We start from the raw sequence: 18,697 nt of genomic DNA, 5'->3' as shown, positions 1-18,697 counted from the left end.
AAAGGGTTGTAAGGGTAATCGGAATCAGTTTGGCAAGTGCCGTTTTTTGTGTCAGCCAGCCTTGGCCAGCCGTTCGGCACGCAGGCCAAGCATATACATTGCAACAGTGGCTCCGGCAATGGCGGTAATATCCGCATGATCGTAAGCGGGCGCGACTTCGACCACATCGGAGCCGCGAATATCGAGCTGGCCAAGCCCGCGCAGAACGGAGAGAATTTTGGCGCTGGTCGGCCCTCCGGCGACTGGCGTGCCGGTTCCGGGCGCAAAGGCTGGATCAAGGCAATCGATGTCAAAGGTCAGATAGGTGGGCATACCAGCCGTATGTTTGACGATCAGCGAGGCGATGTCGCCCGCCCGCATCTCCTCCACCTCGTATCCATGGAGAATACGAATGCCGAAATCCTCCGGCGCATGGGTGCGGATGCCGATCTGGATCGAGCGGTCGGGATCGATCAGCCCGTCACGCACGGCGCGGGCCACGAAGGAACCGTGGTCGATGCGTTTGCCGTCGTCGAACCAGGTGTCCTGATGCGCGTCGAAATGCACCAGCGCCAACCGCCCATGCTTGGCCACATGCGCCTTCAGCAGCGGCCAGGTAATGAAATGGTCGCCGCCAAGCGTCAGCAGATAATCCGTCTTGGAGATGATCCTGCGCGCTTCCTTTTCGATCGTCTCCGGCGTCTTCCAGTGATTGCCGTAGTCAAGCAGGCAGTCGCCATAATCGACGGTCGGCATATGGGCGAAGAGATCGCGCGCGAAGGGATATTGCGGATCGTTATCGAAGATCGCCGAAGCGCGGCGGATTGCCTGCGGCCCAAAGCGCGCGCCCGGCCGGTTGGATGTAGCGGCATCGAAGGGAATGCCCCAGACGGCTGTCGAAACGCCCTTGAGGGTTTTTGTGTATTTGCGCCGCATGAAGGAGAGGACGCCCGCATGGGTCGGGTCGGTCGCAGCCGATGTCAGCGTTGTGGCGGTAAAGGCGTGGTCGATGGTTTTGGATGGCATTGATCACCCCTGTTGCGGTTTGCGCTGAGGGTGCTGTCTTCTCGTCCAAAAAACAAGGGAAACGGCAATAAAAAAAGGCGGAGCCGAAGCCCCGCCTTTCGAATGTATTGCACCAGTAAGCGATTAACGCTTGGAGAACTGGAACGAACGGCGGGCCTTGGCCTTACCGTACTTCTTACGCTCGACAACGCGGCTGTCGCGGGTCAGGAAGCCACCCTTCTTCAGAACAGGGCGCAGGCCCGGTTCGAAGTAGGTGAGGGCCTTGGAAACACCGTGACGAACGGCGCCGGCCTGGCCGGAAAGACCGCCGCCTGCAACCGTTGCGATGATGTCGAACTGACCAGCGCGGGCAGCTGCGACCAGCGGCTGCTGGAGGATCATCTGCAGAACCGGACGTGCGAAATAAGCAGAGAAATCGCGACCGTTGATGATGATCTTGCCAGAACCGGCCTTCACCCATACGCGGGCGACGGCGTTCTTGCGCTTGCCGGTCGCGTAGGAGCGGCCGAGGGTATCAACCTTGCGGACGTGCACGGGAGCCGAAGCTTCCGATGCCGGGGCGAGGTCTTTCAGAGAGGAAAGATCGGCCATTATCAGGCGCTCCTTACGTTCTTCTTGTTAAGCGCGGCCACGTCGAGAACGGTGGGCTGCTGTGCTTCGTGCGGATGGTTCGAGCCGGCGTAAACGCGCAGGTTCTTCATCTGGCGACGGCCGAGCGGGCCGCGCGGGATCATGCGCTCGATGGCCTTTTCAACGACGCGCTCCGGGAAGCGGCCTTCGATGATCTGGCGAGCGGTGCGCTCCTTGATGCCACCCGGGTGACCGGTGTGCCAGTAGTACTTCTTGTCGGCGTATTTGTTGCCGGTGAAGGCAATTTTTTCCGCGTTGATAACGATGACATTGTCGCCATCATCGACGTGGGGGGTAAAGGTGGCCTTGTGCTTACCGCGCAGGCGGGTTGCAACGATAGTGGCGAGGCGACCAACAACGAGGCCTTCGGCGTCGATGATGATCCACTTCTTCTCCACCTCAGCAGGCTTCTGAACGAAAGTAGACATTGGTTTCACTTTCTAACGTGGACCCGTGATCCTCTTTTTGAATAAGAGCAAACGGGCGTTTCTTGTTGCTTGGTTTGGTTGCCCTGAGGGTAACCGCAAATGACCCTATTCCGGCTGGAATCCGATCTGGCGCGCTTATACGGTGCGCTGGCAGAGGCGTCAATATGACGTTTTTTGAAGGCCTCAAAAATAATTAAGTAAAAACAATAACTTATTTATGTGGTAATATTTTACCCCATTTAATTTGTCTATTTTATCCCAGTCTCATGACCAGAACGCCTGCTGCGATGATGCCGCCGGCGAGATAACGCCAGATGCTGGCGCGCTCTTTCAGGATCACGACGGAGATGACCAGCGCAAACAGAATGGAGGTTTCCCGGAGCGCCGCAACGACGGCGACGGGGGCCTTGGTCATGGCGTAAAGCGCCAGACCGTAAGAGAGAATCGAGCCGCCGCCGCCGATCAGGCCGCGCCACCAGTTGCGCCGTACATGCGCCGCGACGGTGCTTATTCCGCGTTGGTAAAAGGCGAAGCTGAAAAGCAGCACGGGCGGCAGCAGCGACATCCACAGCGTATAGGAAATAGCATTGCCCGAAAGCCTTGCACCGACACCGTCCACGAAGGTGTAGGAGGCGATAACGAAGGCATTGATGAGCGCAAGGACGATCGCCTTTCCGCCGCCACGCCGCGCCTCGAAGGCGAGTGTCAGGATGCCGCCGGAAATGATGGCGATCCCGGCAAGCGCCAGCGGGCTCAGCACCTCGCTCAGGAAAAGGCTGCTCGTCGCTGCAACGATCAGGGGGGCCACGCCGCGCATGACGGGATAGACAAGGCCGATGTCACCGATCGTATAGGCAGCGGCGACAAGGCGGAAATAGGCAAATTGCAGAAAGGCAGACGCGATCAGAAAAGGAATGGCGACCGGAGCAGGAAAAGGCAGGAAGGGCAGAAACGGCAACGAGCAAGCCGCCGCGCCCGCCGCAATCAGCGAGGCGTCAAGTGACTTGTCGGAGCCGGACTTGACCAGCGCATTCCATCCGGCATGCAGGATGGCACCCAGAAGAACCAGAAAAAGAATGTCGATTGTCACAATAGGGACTCGCTCGCAGGCTACTTTCCGAAACCTATAGCATGGGTTTGAATACCGGAATCCATTTTCGATGGAGGTCGGGAGGCGTTGTGGACGCTTTGCGATCATTCGAAAATGATTGCCGGTTTCGTCTGATCATCGGCGCGAGTATTCAGCCTTCCGCCAATAATGACATGCGTCAAATTTTGGGTTTGTGCATGTCGCGAGACTTCCTGCTTCGCGAGCGAAATCGCTTTGCTCATGATTTCATCCGCGGGACGGGCATGCCGGCTCCGGATGCACAGCTCCAGTCTCGCCGAAATCTTGCGCGTTTTCTAAAAATCAGGGTTATTTCAGCGGATTTTCGCGCGTAATTCGCGTTTCTAGCGGAGCGTGAGAGTGTAGTATTTTCAGCGCCTATTTCTTTCACTGTTATGAAAATAAATTTCACCGCCGTGTAAAATAACAAACTGCAACGTTGTAGATTTACAGATGGATTGATTTACAAAATAACTTTCTGAAAATTAGTCAAGTCTAATTCATCGGTGAACGGAATGAAAACAAACAGGAGACGAATGGCGCATAAATTGCACGCTAATGTTGTTTGAGCCAGCGTTCTTTCGCATATGGATCGTTTTGGAAACTGGATGAAAATACTCAATACCAGCTTATGCAGGGTGCTTTCGTGAAATCATTTTGCGTGAATGAAATACCCCATATCGAGCGAGGACGAGGCCATGTTCACGTGGTTTTAAACCGGGCAGGGGGTTCAAGAAAGCCACAACGCTTCCTAAATGACAATGAAAGCAACGGACAAAAGCAAGCGACGGTAGCGTGCAAATGTAGCTGCGGATTTATGCAGGAAACGCGATACTCGCGCTGATCTCTCGGAAGGGGTGCCTGCCAGCATCTCTCAAACTGCGTAATGCGCCAAAGGGACAAGTTGACATGCAGCATGATACTTACGAACCGGACTATCTCAGAAAAATCCTGACCGATGTCAGGACCATCGCCCTGCTTGGCGCCTCACCCAATCCGGACCGCCCCAGCCATGGCGTCATGCGCTTTTTATTGTCGAAGGGCTACCGGGTGTTTCCGGTCAATCCCGGTCAGGCGGGCAAGGAGATATTGGGGCAGAAGGTCTATGCCCGGCTTGCCGATATTGCCGAACCTGTGGACATGATCGATGTCTTCAGGGCGCCGGAATATCTGTCGGCGATTGTGGAGGAGGCGATATTGCTGCCACAGCGCCCTAAAGTGATCTGGGGCCAGCTATCCGTGCGCGATGACAATGCCGCCGCCAAGGCCGAGGCCTATGGCATGAACGTGGTGATGGACCGTTGCCCCGCAATTGAGTATCCGCGTCTCAATATTGTGCGATAGTTGGTACAGATCGGGCTTATCATTTCGCCGCAAGGCATTATGATCCCTCCAAAATTGTTATTGGAGGAAACATCATGTCGAGCAGCAATCCCGGTTTTTCAACGCTGGCCGTCCATGCAGGCGCACAGCCAGACCCGACCACCGGGGCGCGCGCGACGCCCATCTACCAGACGACCGCCTACGCGTTCCGTGATGCCGATCATGCCGCGGCGCTGTTCGGACTGAAGGAATTCGGCAATATCTATACCCGCATCATGAACCCCACCCAGGCGGTTCTGGAAGAGCGTGTCGCAGCGCTTGAGGGCGGCACGGCGGCGCTCGCGGTCGCATCCGGCCACGCCGCGCAATTGCTGGTCTTCCACACGCTGCTGCAACACGGCGATAATTTCGTTGCCGCCCGCCAGCTTTATGGCGGTTCCATCAACCAGTTCGGCCACGCCTTCAAGGGTTTCGACTGGCAGGTACGCTGGGCCGATGCGACCGATCCGGCCAGTTTCGAGCGGCAGATCGACGAGCGCACCCGCGCCGTCTTCATTGAAAGCCTTGCCAATCCCGGCGGTACCTTCGTGGATATCGCTGCAATTGCCGAGATTGCTCACCGCCATGGTCTGCCGCTGATCGTCGACAACACGATGGCAAGCCCCTATCTGCTGCGGCCGTTGGAACATGGCGCTGACATCGTGCTGCATTCACTGACGAAATTCCTTGGCGGCCACGGCAATTCCATGGGCGGCATCATTGTCGATGGCGGAACCTTCGACTGGTCGGCGACCGACAGATATCCGGCGCTGTCGCAGCCCCGGCCGGAATATTCGGGCGTCGTGCTGCACCAGACCTTTGGCAATTTTGCTTTCGCCATCGCTTGCCGCGTGCTTGGCCTGCGTGACCTCGGCCCGGCCATCTCGCCCTTCAACGCCTTCCTCATCCTCACCGGCATCGAAACCCTGCCATTGCGCGTTCAGCGCCATTCCGACAATGCGCTCGCTGTCGCCAAATGGCTGAAGGCGCATCCAAAAGTCGGCTGGGTGCATTATGCCGGGCTGGAGGACAGCGACAACTATGCCATCCAGCAGCATTATTCGCCAAAAGGGGCGGGCTCCGTCTTCACCTTCGGCGTCAAGGGCGGTTATACCGCCGGCAAGGCGCTGGTGGAAGGGCTGCAGCTTTTCTCGCATCTCGCCAATATCGGCGATACGCGCTCGCTCGTCATCCACCCGGCGTCCACCACCCACGCGCAGCTGACGCCGGAACAGCAGACGGCGGCAGGTGCGGGGCCGGATGTGGTGCGCCTGTCCATCGGCATTGAAGATGTGAAAGACATCATCGCCGATCTCGAACAGTCGCTTTCGAAAATCTGAGAGGGCGGCTCGCCATGACGAACTTGCTGACATTTGATGTTTCGGTCGAAGCGGAGCATGGCGCGCCTGCGCCGGAACGATTGATTTCCGGCGATCCCAGATTCACCACGTGGAATCTGGAGGAAGCGCCGGGCGGCATCTATGCCGGCATCTGGCAATCTACGCCGGGCAAATGGCGGGTGGTCTATGACGAATGGGAATATTTCAACATTCTCGAAGGCCATTCCATCCTGACGGAAGATGGCGGGGCGCCGCGCCACCTGAAGCCGGGCGACCGGCTGGTCCTGCAGCCTGGGTTTACAGGCACCTGGGAGGTCGTGGAAACGACAAGGAAGGATTACGTTATCCGGCTGTGATGGCGTAGTATTACCACCGCGCTTTACGGCCGGTCGAAGGATATGATCGACCGTATAAGCCCTGGAAAGCGTGCTTCCAGATCATCGTGGCGCATGACGTTGATGTTTTCGACGCCCTGTTTGTGGGTGCGTATCAGTCCTGCTTCGCGCAAGATACGCAGGTGGTTGGAAAGCGTCGAGCGTGGCATATCCGGGCAGGGTGCTGCACAAGCGCAATTCTGCCCGGCTTCCACTTCCCATAATTTCCGAACGATACCCATGCGGGCGGGGTCGCCGAGTGCGGCCAGCATGGCGGTGAGCGATATGTCTTCGCGGGCGGGGTGAAAAAACTGAACCATAAAACCGCTCTAGCACAAGGCTTGACAGGCTTCAATATTTCAATAAAACCGAAATACCGAATTATGGTAATTCGGAAATTTAGATATTTTCAGGAGATTGCAATGTCTGGAATGTTCAGCGGGCAGGTCGTCGTCGTCACAGGCGGATCGACGGGCATTGGTTTTTCAGTTGCGAAGCTGTTTTTGGAAGGTGGTGCCGCTGCGGTTTATGTAACGGGCCGTAGTGCGGCCAATCTCGATGCCGCTGTCGCCAGACTTGGGGAGCGTGCAATCGGCGTCGTTTCCGATGTTGCGAATCTGTCGGAGCTGGAACAGCTCAAAAGCCGTATCGAAGCTGATGGGCGAACATTGGATGTCCTGGTCGCCAATGCCGGAATCGCGGAAAACAACGATCTTGGTGCAACTCACGAAGCGCTCTATGACCGGATTTTCGACATTAACGTAAAGGGCGTGTTCTATACCGTGCAGACGTTGTTGCCGGTGCTACGGGACGGCGGTTCGATCGTGCTGACGGGTTCGATCGTCGGCAATAAGGGCTTGGAAAAATTGAGCGCTTACAATGCTTCAAAGGCGGCGGTTCGCTCGTTCGCCCGCAGCTTTGCCAATGACCTGAAGGCGCGGGGAATCCGTGTCAATACGGTAAGCCCGGGTGTCACCCGCACGCCGATCATGGAAAATGGTCTTAAGATGGACGATGAAAAGATCGCCGGTTTCGAGGCCTATCTCAAGGACGCAGCGCCGATCGGCCGTATGGCCCATCCCGACGAAATTGCCGAAGCGGTACTGTTTTTGGCGTCAGCCAAGGCCAGCTATATCACCGGAGTGGAACTTTCCGTTGATGGTGGTTTGGCTCAGATATAAAGGCGACCTCGCCTCCCGATTCACCACGCCAGATCAAGCCGCTCCAGACCATGGAAATGATAGACGTCCTTGACCTTCGGCGGCTGGGCGATCCTGAGACCCGGCAGGCGCTTGAACAGCAACGGCAGGGCAAGATTAAGCTCCAGTCTTGCCAGCGGTGCGCCGATGCAGAAATGGATGCCGGCGCCGAAGGAGACGTTGGCGCCTTCGTTGCGGTCCGGCCGGAAAGCCAGCGGATCGGAGAATTTTGCCGGATCGAGATTGGCGGCGGCCAGAATGAGGCTGACCTTGTCACCGCGTTTGAAGGTCACACCGTCGATCTCGACCGGTTCCAGAACCCAGCGCTGGAAAATATGGACGGGGGCGCAGATGCGTAGCGTCTCTTCAATCGTGCGTTCCGTTGTGGTCTCGTCGCGGAACAGGGTTTCGGGCGAGATGCCGCTTTCGAGAATGATGCGTACGGAATTGCCGATCTGGTGCACGGTCGCCTCGTGCCCGGCGTTCAGCAGCACGATGGTGGTGGAAATCAGTTCGTCATCGGTCAGGTACTGGCCCTTATGCTCCGTGTGGATCATGTGGCTCAAGAGATCGTCTTGCGGCTCCGCCCGTCGCTCGGCGATCACGCTGCGCACATAGTCCGAAAATTCCTTCGCAGCCTTGTCGGCAAGATGCTCGTCCTCGGGGGTGCGTTTGAACATGTACATGCCGACATAAGCATGCGACCATTTCAGGAGCTGCGGCCCCATCTCTTCGGGAATGCCGATCATGCGGGCGATCATCGTCACGGGAATGATATCGGCATAGGTGGAGAGCAGTTCCGTCGTGCCATCGGCTTCGAAAGCGTCGATCAGGCGGTTGGCGAGTTCTTCGATTTCCGGCTTCATCTTGTCGACATGCCGGGACACAAAAGCGCGATTGATAAGCGTGCGCAGCCGGGTGTGTTCCGGCGGCTCCAGTTCCAGCAGCGAATGCTGCTCGGCGGCATCGAAGTGCTTCACATGCTCCAGCGGTTGCGCAAGGCCGATTTCCTCGCGGCTCGCCACATGCAGGATTTGCCTCCCGAACCGGCGGTCGCGCAGAAGCGCGCTGACATGGTCATATTCGGTGAAGAACCATTGCCGCTGCTCTTCCCAGTAAAAGGTGGGACATTGCGCGTGAAGCGCCGCATAGACCGGGTTCGGATCATTGTAGAAGGCCGGGTCGCGGGCATCAAGTGAAACGCGGCGCGTGGCGGGGTCGATGGTGAGGAAGGGAAATGTCGCTGTCATGCTCAAGGTTTAGCCCGCGTCCTGTGCTTTGGAAAGGGTGGGGAAAAACCGCTGCCTGTTTTTCCGCCTGTCATCGCATGGGCATCATGTCACCGGCTGGCGATGGCCGATATCCGGTTCAGCGCTGCAACCTGCCGGTCGGCATTATTGTCCATCGGATTTTCGTCCCGGTCTGAGGAGGGGACGACGACATTGGCCGAATTCACGTGGATGACGGTCCTGTTGCGACCGGCTTTTTTCGCGGCATAGAGCGCACGGTCGGCTTCCGTCATCATCACGCTCAGGTCTGCATCCTTGATCATCGCTTCGGAGATGCCGACGCTGGTGGTGACTTCGATACCTTCGCCACGCGAACTGATCTTGGAAAGACGCAGATTGCTGCGAATGGCTTCCGCCAGCGTCACCGTGCTGGACGGGCTTTCGACTTCGGCGACCAGTGCGAATTCCTCGCCGCCCATTCTGACGAAAAGGCCACGATCGCCGATGACGCGCCGCGCCATGTCGCAGAAATGCACGAGCACCGCATCGCCGGACTGGTGGCCATATTTGTCGTTGATCTTCTTGAAATGGTCGATATCGAACAGCACCAGCGCCACATAGCGGCTGGAAGCCTGTGACCGCTTCTTGATGCGCTCGAACTCCTCCAGCAGGCCGCGCCGGTTGAGAACGCCGGTGAGGTGGTCAGTCATCGCCAGCCGGTGCAGGCGGTTTTCGGAATCCTCCATGATGATCTTCGCGCTGATCATGATGATGATGGTAAAGCCGAGAATGCCTGAAAAGGCGAGTGGCGACGTCAGTGCGACGGCACTGGGGGACGTGATGTCACCGGGAATGACGACCAATGCGATGATGGCGCCGAAAAAGGCCTGTAAAATGAAAATCGCGGCAAGAACCTTGCGGCTGAGCGATGCCCGGCTCCTGTTTGCCAGAACGACGCCGGCCAGCATGAAATAAGCGACTGCGGCACAGGCATGGTAAAGCAGGATACGCGAAGCCATGCTTTCCCGCACTGGCGGGATGAGCATGCCGCCGACCCACAAAAGCGCTGGAATGGCGATCCAGCCGGCGAGCTTGCGCTGTTCGAAGGAGAGAAGGCCGGCCAGCCAGAAACCGAAAGCTGAAAGCGCCAGCGTGTTGCCGACTTCAATCGACAGGTAGTTGGGAATGTCGCCGCGCAGAGCGACAAGAATGGCGCCGATGCCGGTCGAAAGGAAACCGGCGGCGAAATAGAGATTGTGCTGGCGGGCAGGGCGGTGCAGCCACAGGGTTCCCAAAAGGACGGCAAGGGTGAACGTCTCCGACGCCCAAAGCAGCATGCCCGTTTTTGCATCCAGCATTGCAAAATCCTATCTGCGCTATCATGCCGTGAAAGCGGGCTTTGTGGCACGATGTGCGCAATGCCCGCCGAAATTGTTGAGATGCCATTTCGCCCGAATGGGGCGCCCGCCTCCTGACGGAAACCGGAAATTCGCCGCGCAGTATCAGCAGTAAATCCCTAACGAGTTCTTGCCGGTAAGAAGTTATATCTGTGCATGGCCACGGGTTTTTGCATTTGCGGGTCGCTTCGATGAAAAATAATGTCGGCAAGGGCAGGTAGTTCAGGATGCGCCCGCCGGTTTGAAGCCGTTGCCGTCAGAGGCTTCAAACGCCTGCAATCGCTGTTGAGCCGTTAAGGATATGCGGCTTCGTGTCTTGAAGTACGGGGCAGGGACACTCTATGTAGGGAGTATGAAGGTTAGAAGTGATTCCGGAGCGGTTTCCCGCGAAGGGCAGAGTTGACAAAGGACGGACATGAAAAATCCAGTTGATACCGCCATGGCTCTGGTGCCGATGGTCGTAGAGCAGACCAATCGCGGCGAACGCTCCTATGACATATTTTCCCGTCTTCTCAAGGAACGCATTATTTTCCTCACCGGCCCGGTGGAAGACCAGATGGCTTCGCTCGTCTGCGCGCAGCTGCTTTTCCTCGAGGCTGAAAACCCGAAGAAGGAAATCGCGCTCTACATCAATTCGCCGGGTGGTGTCGTAACCGCCGGCATGGCGATCTACGATACGATGCAGTTCATCCGCCCTGCGGTTTCGACGCTCTGCGTCGGCCAGGCCGCATCGATGGGTTCGCTGCTTCTGGCCGCCGGCGAAAAGGGAATGCGTTTCGCAACCCCGAACGCCCGCATCATGGTGCACCAGCCCTCCGGCGGTTTCCAGGGCCAGGCCTCGGACATCGAGCGTCACGCCCGCGACATCATCAAGATGAAGCGTCGCCTGAATGAAGTCTACGTGAAGCACACCGGCCGCACACTCGAAGAGGTTGAAAAAACCCTTGATCGCGACCACTTCATGGATGCGGACGAGGCGCAGAATTGGGGTGTGATCGACAAGATCCTCACCTCGCGCCAGGAAATGGAAGGCGCCGCCGCGAATTGAGGCGCGCCGCTTTTTGACGTTTGTTTGATCCCGCAAAAGTAATTTCGGGGCTTTCAACCGCAACAGAAAGCGATATTAGTATATATTAAGGCTGTGTTGAATTTTTATGACGTGGCCTTTGGTTTGATGGGGAATTCGTTGCAGCCGGTTGTCAGCTCCTGTATCTGACACGGCTAGTACCCCGGGAAACGAGGTGGATACGGCAATGCACCCCAAGGCGAGCCGTATCTGCGGGCGGTAAGTTGACCGCGATCCGTTTGGCGGACCTGCGGCGTGCTGGAAGGAAAGAGATATGAGCAAAGTCAGCGGCAGCAACGGCGGCGACTCTAAAAATACACTCTATTGTTCATTCTGCGGCAAGAGCCAGCACGAAGTCCGGAAACTCATTGCCGGGCCGACAGTATTCATCTGCGATGAATGCGTCGAATTGTGCATGGACATCATCCGCGAGGAGAACAAGACGTCTATGGTGAAGTCGCGCGAGGGTGTTCCCACCCCGCAGGATATCATCAAGATTCTCGACGAATATGTCATCGGTCAGAAACAGGCGAAGAAAATCCTGTCGGTGGCCGTTCACAACCATTACAAGCGCCTCGCGCACGCCTCCAAGAACGGCGATGTCGAGCTTGCGAAGTCGAACATCATGCTCGTCGGTCCGACGGGTTGCGGCAAGACCTATCTTGCGCAGACGCTCGCCCGCATCATCGACGTTCCCTTCACCATGGCGGACGCAACGACGCTGACCGAAGCCGGTTATGTCGGCGAGGATGTGGAAAACATCATCCTGAAGCTTCTGCAGTCTGCGGATTACAACGTCGAACGCGCCCAGCGCGGCATCGTCTATATCGATGAAGTCGACAAGATTTCCCGCAAGTCGGACAACCCGTCCATCACGCGCGACGTGTCGGGTGAGGGCGTTCAGCAGGCGCTTCTGAAGATCATGGAAGGCACGGTCGCTTCCGTTCCGCCGCAGGGCGGCCGCAAGCATCCGCAGCAGGAATTCCTGCAGGTGGATACGACCAACATCCTGTTCATCTGCGGCGGCGCTTTTGCCGGCCTCGACAAGATCATCTCGGCCCGTGGTGAAAAGACCTCGATCGGCTTCGGTGCGACCGTCAAGGCGGAAGACGATCGCCGTGTGGGCGAGGTGCTGCGCGAACTGGAGCCGGAAGATTTGGTGAAGTTCGGCCTCATCCCGGAATTCATCGGCCGTCTGCCCGTTCTGGCAACGCTGGAAGACCTTGATGAAGATGCGCTGATCCAGATCCTGTCCGAGCCGAAGAACGCGCTGGTCAAGCAGTATCAGCGCCTGTTCGAGATGGAAGATGTGGAACTGACCTTCCACGAGGACGCGCTGCGCGAGATCGCCCGCCGGGCGATTACCCGCAAGACCGGCGCCCGCGGCCTTCGCTCTATCATGGAAAAGATCCTGCTGGATACCATGTTCGAACTGCCGACGCTGGAAGGTGTGCGCGAAGTGGTGATCTCCAATGACGTCGTCAGCGGTGTCGCCCGTCCGCTCTACATCTATGCGGATCGTCAGGAAGAAAAGACCAACGTCTCGGCGTGATCGACTGATCCGGATTATCGTGAATGTGAAAGGCCCGCACCCGTGCGGGCCTTTTCTGTTGGGTCCGGGTGCGAAACTTGCGCCTAACTTGGCGGAGCCCGATTTTGCGTTTGGAGCGGATTGCGCTTTGCTGATAAAGTCTTACAACTGATTTGCAGCGCGATGTGACGGAAATGTGAATTGCCGTCGGCGACCCGGTTCCTGATCCTTATGGATAACCGGAAATGTCGGGAGTAATAGCCGGCGCTGGGTTTTGTTGAATTTCACGGTTCTGCCGGTGCGCGGGGCCGTCTCTTCCGGCGACTTGAAATCGGTGTTTCGAAACTCCACTTTCAGTCTCGAGAAATGAATATGCCGGACGCCCCCAAGATGTCCGGCAAGGTGTCCCGAAAGGGACCATGAAAGGAAATGATATGACGAACATCACGTCTGCGGCATCTGGCGGTACCTATCCGGTACTTCCCCTGCGCGACATTGTCGTTTTCCCGCATATGATCGTTCCCCTGTTCGTCGGGCGGGAAAAATCCATTCGTGCGCTCGAGGAAGTCATGGGTTCGGACAAGCAGATCATGCTTGTCACCCAGATCAACGCCAGCGATGACGATCCGACCCCGGACGCCATCCACAAGGTCGGCACGGTTGCCAATGTCCTCCAGCTTCTGAAGCTGCCCGACGGCACCGTGAAGGTGCTTGTGGAAGGCAAGGGCCGCGCGCAGATCGATGAATACACCGGCCGCGAGGATTTCTACGAAGCCTCCGCGACGCCGTTGCAAGAGCCTGCCGAAGACCCGGTCGAGATCGAAGCGCTGTCGCGCTCCGTCGTTTCGGAATTCGAGAGCTATGTGAAGCTCAACAAGAAGATTTCGCCCGAAGTTGTCGGCGCTGCCGGCCAGATCGACGATTATTCGAAGCTGGCCGATACGGTTGCTTCGCACCTGTCGATCAAGATCACCGAAAAGCAGGAAATGCTGGAAACCGTCAGCGTGAAGCAGCGGCTTGAAAAGGCGCTCGGCTTCATGGAAGGCGAAATTTCCGTGCTTCAGGTCGAAAAGCGAATTCGGTCGCGCGTCAAGCGCCAGATGGAGAAGACCCAGCGCGAATATTACCTGAACGAGCAGATGAAGGCGATCCAGAAGGAACTCGGTGACGGCGAAGATGGCCGTGACGAGATGGCCGAACTGGAAGAGCGCATCGCCAAGACCAAGCTTTCCAAGGAGGCCAAGGAAAAGGCCGAAGCGGAAATGAAGAAGCTGCGCCAGATGAGCCCGATGTCGGCGGAAGCCACCGTCGTGCGCAACTATCTGGACTGGCTGCTCAGCCTGCCCTGGGGCAAGAAGTCGAAGGTCAAGACCGACCTCAATGCCGCCGAGACGATCCTCGATCAGGATCACTTCGGTCTGGACAAGGTCAAGGAACGCATCGTCGAATATCTGGCCGTGCAGGCACGCGCGACGAAAATCCGCGGCCCGATCCTGTGCCTCGTCGGTCCTCCCGGCGTCGGCAAGACCTCGCTCGCCAAGTCGATTGCCAAGGCGACCGGCCGCGAATATGTCCGCATGGCGCTGGGTGGCGTTCGTGACGAAGCGGAAATCCGCGGTCACCGCCGTACTTATATCGGCTCCATGCCGGGCAAGATCGTCCAGTCGATGAAGAAGGCCAAGAAGGCGAACCCGCTGTTCCTGCTCGACGAAATCGACAAGATGGGCATGGATTTCCGTGGCGATCCGTCGTCTGCACTGCTCGAGGTTCTCGATCCGGAACAGAACTCCACCTTCATGGATCATTACCTTGAAGTGGAATACGACCTGTCCGACGTGATGTTCGTGACCACCGCCAACACGCTGAACATTCCAGGCCCGCTGATGGACCGCATGGAAGTGATCCGCATCGCCGGTTACACGGAAGACGAAAAGCGCGAAATCGCCAAGCGTCACCTGTTGCCGAAGGCGATCAAGGAACACGCCCTGCGTCCGGAAGAGTTCTCGGTCAGCGATGACGCCCTGATGATCGTCATCCAGCAATATACCCGCGAGGCGGGTGTACGCAGCTTCGAACGCGAGCTGATGAAGCTTGCCAGAAAGGCCGTCACCGAGATCATCAAGGGCAAGACCAAATCCGTGGAAGTCACCGCCGCCAATGTTCCGGATTATCTGGGCGTTCCGCGGTTCCGCCACGGTGAGGCCGAGCGCGAGGATCAGGTCGGTGTCGTCACCGGTCTCGCCTGGACGGAAGTCGGCGGTGAGTTGCTCACCATCGAAGGCGTGATGATGCCGGGCAAGGGCCGTATGACGGTCACCGGCAACCTCAAGGAAGTGATGAAGGAATCCATTTCGGCAGCGGCATCCTATGTCCGTTCGCGCGCCGTGGACTTCGGCATCGAGCCGCCGCGCTTCGACAAGAGCGACATCCACGTTCACGTTCCGGAAGGTGCTACCCCGAAGGACGGTCCGTCCGCCGGCGTCGCCATGGCAACCGCCATCGTCTCCATCATGACCGGTATTCCGGTTTCGAAGGATGTGGCGATGACGGGCGAGATCACGCTTCGTGGTCGCGTGTTGCCCATCGGCGGCCTGAAGGAAAAGCTGCTCGCAGCGCTTCGCGGCGGCATCAAGAAGGTGCTGATCCCGGAGGAAAACGCCAAGGATCTGGCGGAGATTCCGGACAATGTGAAGAACGAGATGGAGATCATCCCGGTTTCGCGCATGGGCGAGGTCATCGCGCACGCGCTTCTTCGCACGCCGGAGCCCATCGAGTGGGATGGCAGCATCGAAACGCCGGTGATCGCTACGGTCGAAGGCGTCGATGACGGCGGCCAGACGATCGCGCATTGATACATGCATCCGCGCGGAAGCCGGAATCGGTTTTTGCAAAGGCGATGCATAGAATCAATGTGTTAGGTGTCGGAAGACAAGAGGCGGTGTTCCGCCCCGCGCAAGTGATGCCAAATTGGCACGAATATGTGGAAGGCCGGCAGAAATGTCGGCCTTTTTTGTGAAAAACCCCGTAGACCCCTTGTTTTTCAGGCGATTCCAGCGCTTTTGAGTTGCTGCGCGCGGATGCAACTGTATTCTGCGCCGGCTTAATTTTAGTCGTTTCAAACCATTGAAAGGGGTGGAAACATGAACAAGAACGAGCTCGTCTCTGCTGTTGCCGAAAAGGCTGGTCTCACGAAGGCAGATGCTGCTTCCGCTGTTGATGCCGTATTCGAAACCGTACAGAACGAACTGAAGAGCGGTGGCGACATCCGCCTCGCTGGCTTCGGCAGCTTCTCCGTTAGCCGCCGTGAAGCCTCCAAGGGTCGTAACCCTTCCACGGGTGCTGAAGTCGATATCCCGGCTCGCAACGTACCGAAGTTTTCCGCAGGCAAGGGCCTGAAGGACGCTGTTAACTCGTAAGGTTTCCGGAAGACCGTGATGCCCGGCGGCGGGCATACGGTTTTTCAGGTTCACGAGGAAACATGTTTTGACGCGCTCGCACCATCAGCAGGCATGAAGAGGGCGGTCTTTCGAAAGTGTCTTTCGGGCAGACCAGTTTCTCGGCCAGTATGGTGTGGATTGAAAGTGTCGATACGTGGCTGTGTAGCTTCCATCCGGAAACACGGCGTTTCGATACACGGAATGTGCGCATAAACAGGAAAGCCCGGCCTTCACGGCCGGGCTTTTTGATTCACCCGACAGGAAATGTCATCCCACTGTCATGTCTTTGACGCAGAAGCCATGAGGTATTTCTGGACCCAAGGGGGATTATAATGGCGTTCCGATTTTCTCATATGGCTTTGACTGCCGCGCTGCTGACATCCGCAGCTTTCCCGGCCGCTGCCGAGCCGGTTTTCAACCGCATCGCATCTTTCCCGGTGGCGAAAAATCTGCCCGCGGACAAGGACGCCAAGTCCGTCACGTCGGCTGAAATCGTCACTGCCAGCGAAGATGGCAAGACGCTGATCTATTCGGACAGCCCGCTCGGTGGCATCGGCTTCATCGACATCACCGACGCCATGGCCCCCAAGGCCGGCGGCGCGTTGCTGCTCGAAGGCGAGCCGACCTCGGTTGCCGTTGCCGGCGTCAAGGTTCTGGCCGGCGTCAACACGTCGGAAAACCGCGCCAAGCCGTCCGGCAAGCTGGTCACGGTCGACATCGCCACCAAGAAGATCGAGGCAAGCTGCGATCTCGGCGGCCAGCCAGATTCGGTTGCCGTTTCTCCCGACAAGACCTTTGCCGCCATCGCGATCGAAAACGAACGCGATGAAGACGTGAACGAAGGCGCTCTACCGCAGATGCCTGCCGGTTATCTGGTAACGGTCGGTCTGAAGAACGGCGTTGCCGACTGCGCGACGTTGAAGAAGATCGAACTGACCGGCCTTGCCGAAATCGCCCCGGAAGATCCGGAGCCGGAATTCGTTTCGATCAACTCCATCGGCGAGATCGCGCTGACGATGCAGGAAAACAACCATATCGTCATTCTCGACGGCAAGACCGGCACGGTGAAGTCACATTTCTCCGCCGGCAAGGTTGATCTCGAAGGCATCGACACCAAGAGCGACGGCCAGCTGAAGTTCACCGACAAGCAGGAAGGCCGCAAGCGCGAGCCTGACGCCGTGAAGTGGCTGGACAATGACCGTATCGTCATCGCCAATGAAGGTGACTGGCAGGGCGGTTCGCGCGGCTTCACCATCTTCGACAAGACCGGCAAGCTTCTCTATGAGGCCGGCTCCTCGCTCGAGCATGCGGTTGCGGCCATCGGCCACTATCCGGAAAAGCGCTCCAAGGCCAAGGGCATCGAGCCGGAAGGTCTGGAAGCGGCAACATTCGGCGGTCAGAAATATTTCTTCGTGCTCGCCGAGCGCGCTTCTGTCGTCGCCGTCTACAAGGACACCGGAAAAGAGCCGGAACTGACGCAACTCCTGCCTTCGGGCGTTTCGCCGGAAGGGGCCGTCGCCATCCCGTCGCGCAATCTTCTTGTCACGGCGAACGAAGTCGATCTGATCGAGGATGGCGGCGTTCGCTCGCACGTCATGCTTTATGAGCGCGCTGAAGGCGAGGCCGCCTATCCGCAGCTGGTTTCCGCCACCGTCGACGGTGCGCCGATCGGCTGGGGCGCTCTTTCGGGCCTGGTCGGCGATGCCGAAAAGCCCGGCATTCTTTATGCCGTTTCCGACTCGGTTTATGGCAACCAGCCGTCGATCTACACCATCGACGCAACGAAGAAGCCCGCAACCATCACCAGCGTGCTGCGCGTCAAGCGTGATGGCATCGCTGCCCAGAAACTCGACATCGAAGGCATAACGCTCGATGGCAAGGGTGGCTTCTGGCTGGCCTCGGAAGGCGACAGCGCCAAGCTCGTGCCGCACGCTCTCTACAACGTCAACGCCAAGGGCGAAATCAAGGCTGAGATCGCGCTGCCGAAGGAACTTCTTGCCGGCGACACCCGCTTCGGTTTCGAAGGCGTGACCATGATCGGCAAGGGCGACGATGCAACGCTGTGGATGGCCATGCAGCGCGAATGGGGCACGGACGAGAAGGGCTTCGTCAAGCTCGTCTCCTATAACCCGAAGTCCAAGGAATGGGGCGCCGTGCGTTACCAGCTCGACAAGACCGAGGCAGGCTGGGTCGGCCTTTCTGAAATCACCGCGCAGGGCGAATATGTCTATATCGTCGAGCGCGACAACCAGATCGGCGACAAGGCCAAGATCAAGAAGCTCTACCGCGTTGCGATCGCAGACCTGAAGCCGGGCAAGATTGGTGGCGAACTGCCGCTGGTCGCCAAGCAGGAAGCGCATGACTTCCTGCCCGACCTCAAGGCCCAGACCAACGGTTATGTCGTCGACAAGCTGGAAGGCTTCACCTTCGACAAGGCGGGAACGGCCTATGCCGTGACCGACAATGACGGTGTGGACGATTCTTCCGGTGAGACGCTGTTCTTCAAGGTCGAGATGAAGGCGATCAACTGATCGTACCGATTGGCTTCGCAAACGAGAAAAGCCGGGCATAGCCCGGCTTTTTTTGCGGCA

17 protein-coding genes are annotated in these 18,697 nt (G+C 57.9%); 9 read left to right on the top strand and 8 right to left on the bottom strand.

Features of this window, described 5'->3' with window-relative positions; genetic code table 11:
• Positions 1-51: 51 nt before the first annotated feature.
• The 5 genes from speB to FCH38_RS02265 all read right to left on the bottom strand — a co-directional run bounded on the left by speB (position 52) and on the right by FCH38_RS02265 (position 3,395).
• Complete coding sequence (gene speB / locus FCH38_RS02285; protein ID WP_174372715.1) at positions 52-1,005, bottom strand: agmatinase; 954 nt, start codon at positions 1,003-1,005, stop codon at positions 52-54.
• A 123-nt stretch (positions 1,006-1,128) separates the two neighbouring features.
• On the bottom strand, positions 1,129-1,596 hold the full coding sequence (gene rpsI / locus FCH38_RS02280) for a 30S ribosomal protein S9 (RefSeq protein ID WP_149897768.1): 468 nt from the start codon (positions 1,594-1,596) through the stop codon (positions 1,129-1,131).
• 2 nt (positions 1,597-1,598) lie between these two features.
• The gene (gene rplM / locus FCH38_RS02275) at positions 1,599-2,063 is read right to left on the bottom strand and encodes a 50S ribosomal protein L13 (protein WP_149897767.1); all 465 of its coding nucleotides are present in this window, start codon (positions 2,061-2,063) and stop codon (positions 1,599-1,601) included.
• 253 nt (positions 2,064-2,316) lie between these two features.
• A complete protein-coding gene (locus FCH38_RS02270; RefSeq protein ID WP_174372714.1) occupies positions 2,317-3,153 on the bottom strand; it encodes an EamA family transporter in 837 nt (278 codons plus the stop codon).
• Between the two features lie 104 nt (positions 3,154-3,257).
• Entirely contained in the window at positions 3,258-3,395 is a 138-nt protein-coding gene (locus FCH38_RS02265) for a hypothetical protein (protein ID WP_153513579.1), read from the bottom strand.
• Positions 3,396-4,080: 685 nt separating this feature from the next.
• Between FCH38_RS02265 and FCH38_RS02260 the strand changes: the two genes are divergently transcribed.
• The 3 genes from FCH38_RS02260 (at position 4,081) to FCH38_RS02250 (ending at position 6,229) form a co-directional block, all read left to right on the top strand.
• Positions 4,081-4,515, top strand: a complete 435-nt coding sequence (locus tag FCH38_RS02260; protein ID WP_174372713.1) for a CoA-binding protein — start codon at positions 4,081-4,083, stop codon at positions 4,513-4,515.
• A gap of 74 nt (positions 4,516-4,589) precedes the next feature.
• Positions 4,590-5,873 carry an O-acetylhomoserine aminocarboxypropyltransferase gene (locus FCH38_RS02255; RefSeq protein ID WP_174372712.1) on the top strand — a complete coding sequence of 428 codons (1,284 nt, stop codon included), beginning with the start codon at positions 4,590-4,592 and terminating at the stop codon, positions 5,871-5,873.
• A gap of 14 nt (positions 5,874-5,887) precedes the next feature.
• On the top strand, positions 5,888-6,229 hold the full coding sequence (locus tag FCH38_RS02250) for a cupin domain-containing protein (RefSeq protein ID WP_149897763.1): 342 nt from the start codon (positions 5,888-5,890) through the stop codon (positions 6,227-6,229).
• Positions 6,230-6,252: 23 nt separating this feature from the next.
• On the opposite strand, the gene FCH38_RS02245 is transcribed toward FCH38_RS02250, so the two are convergent.
• Positions 6,253-6,567 carry an ArsR/SmtB family transcription factor gene (locus FCH38_RS02245; RefSeq protein ID WP_149897762.1) on the bottom strand — a complete coding sequence of 105 codons (315 nt, stop codon included), beginning with the start codon at positions 6,565-6,567 and terminating at the stop codon, positions 6,253-6,255.
• Between the two features lie 102 nt (positions 6,568-6,669).
• Between FCH38_RS02245 and FCH38_RS02240 the strand changes: the two genes are divergently transcribed.
• A complete protein-coding gene (locus tag FCH38_RS02240; RefSeq protein ID WP_149898140.1) occupies positions 6,670-7,428 on the top strand; it encodes an SDR family NAD(P)-dependent oxidoreductase in 759 nt (252 codons plus the stop codon).
• 20 nt (positions 7,429-7,448) lie between these two features.
• On the opposite strand, the gene FCH38_RS02235 is transcribed toward FCH38_RS02240, so the two are convergent.
• Together FCH38_RS02235 and FCH38_RS02230 are read right to left on the bottom strand one after the other, a co-directional pair.
• On the bottom strand, positions 7,449-8,696 hold the full coding sequence (locus tag FCH38_RS02235; RefSeq protein WP_174372711.1) for a cytochrome P450: 1,248 nt from the start codon (positions 8,694-8,696) through the stop codon (positions 7,449-7,451).
• A gap of 89 nt (positions 8,697-8,785) precedes the next feature.
• Positions 8,786-10,033: a GGDEF domain-containing protein gene (locus FCH38_RS02230; protein WP_174372710.1), complete on the bottom strand. Its 1,248-nt coding sequence runs from the start codon at positions 10,031-10,033 to the stop codon at positions 8,786-8,788.
• Between the two features lie 454 nt (positions 10,034-10,487).
• Between FCH38_RS02230 and clpP the strand changes: the two genes are divergently transcribed.
• The 5 genes from clpP to FCH38_RS02205 all read left to right on the top strand — a co-directional run bounded on the left by clpP (position 10,488) and on the right by FCH38_RS02205 (position 18,637).
• Positions 10,488-11,120, top strand: coding sequence for an ATP-dependent Clp endopeptidase proteolytic subunit ClpP (gene clpP, locus FCH38_RS02225; protein WP_046800320.1), 633 nt, complete (start codon positions 10,488-10,490; stop codon positions 11,118-11,120).
• Positions 11,121-11,412: 292 nt separating this feature from the next.
• A complete protein-coding gene (gene clpX, locus FCH38_RS02220; RefSeq protein WP_149897759.1) occupies positions 11,413-12,690 on the top strand; it encodes an ATP-dependent Clp protease ATP-binding subunit ClpX in 1,278 nt (425 codons plus the stop codon).
• A 413-nt stretch (positions 12,691-13,103) separates the two neighbouring features.
• Positions 13,104-15,521: an endopeptidase La gene (lon, locus tag FCH38_RS02215; protein WP_149897757.1), complete on the top strand. Its 2,418-nt coding sequence runs from the start codon at positions 13,104-13,106 to the stop codon at positions 15,519-15,521.
• Between the two features lie 288 nt (positions 15,522-15,809).
• On the top strand, positions 15,810-16,085 hold the full coding sequence (hupB, locus tag FCH38_RS02210) for a DNA-binding protein HupB (RefSeq protein WP_003496481.1): 276 nt from the start codon (positions 15,810-15,812) through the stop codon (positions 16,083-16,085).
• 353 nt (positions 16,086-16,438) lie between these two features.
• Positions 16,439-18,637 (top strand): esterase-like activity of phytase family protein, encoded by a 2,199-nt coding sequence (locus FCH38_RS02205; protein ID WP_174372709.1) that lies wholly within the window; start codon positions 16,439-16,441, stop codon positions 18,635-18,637.
• Positions 18,638-18,697 lie beyond the last annotated feature (60 nt).

Source organism: Agrobacterium tumefaciens (assembly GCF_013337285.1).
Taxonomy (GTDB): domain Bacteria; phylum Pseudomonadota; class Alphaproteobacteria; order Rhizobiales; family Rhizobiaceae; genus Agrobacterium; species Agrobacterium burrii.
The sequence above is the reverse complement of the archived record's forward strand: the minus strand, read 5'-3'. Positions and strand labels throughout refer to the sequence as shown.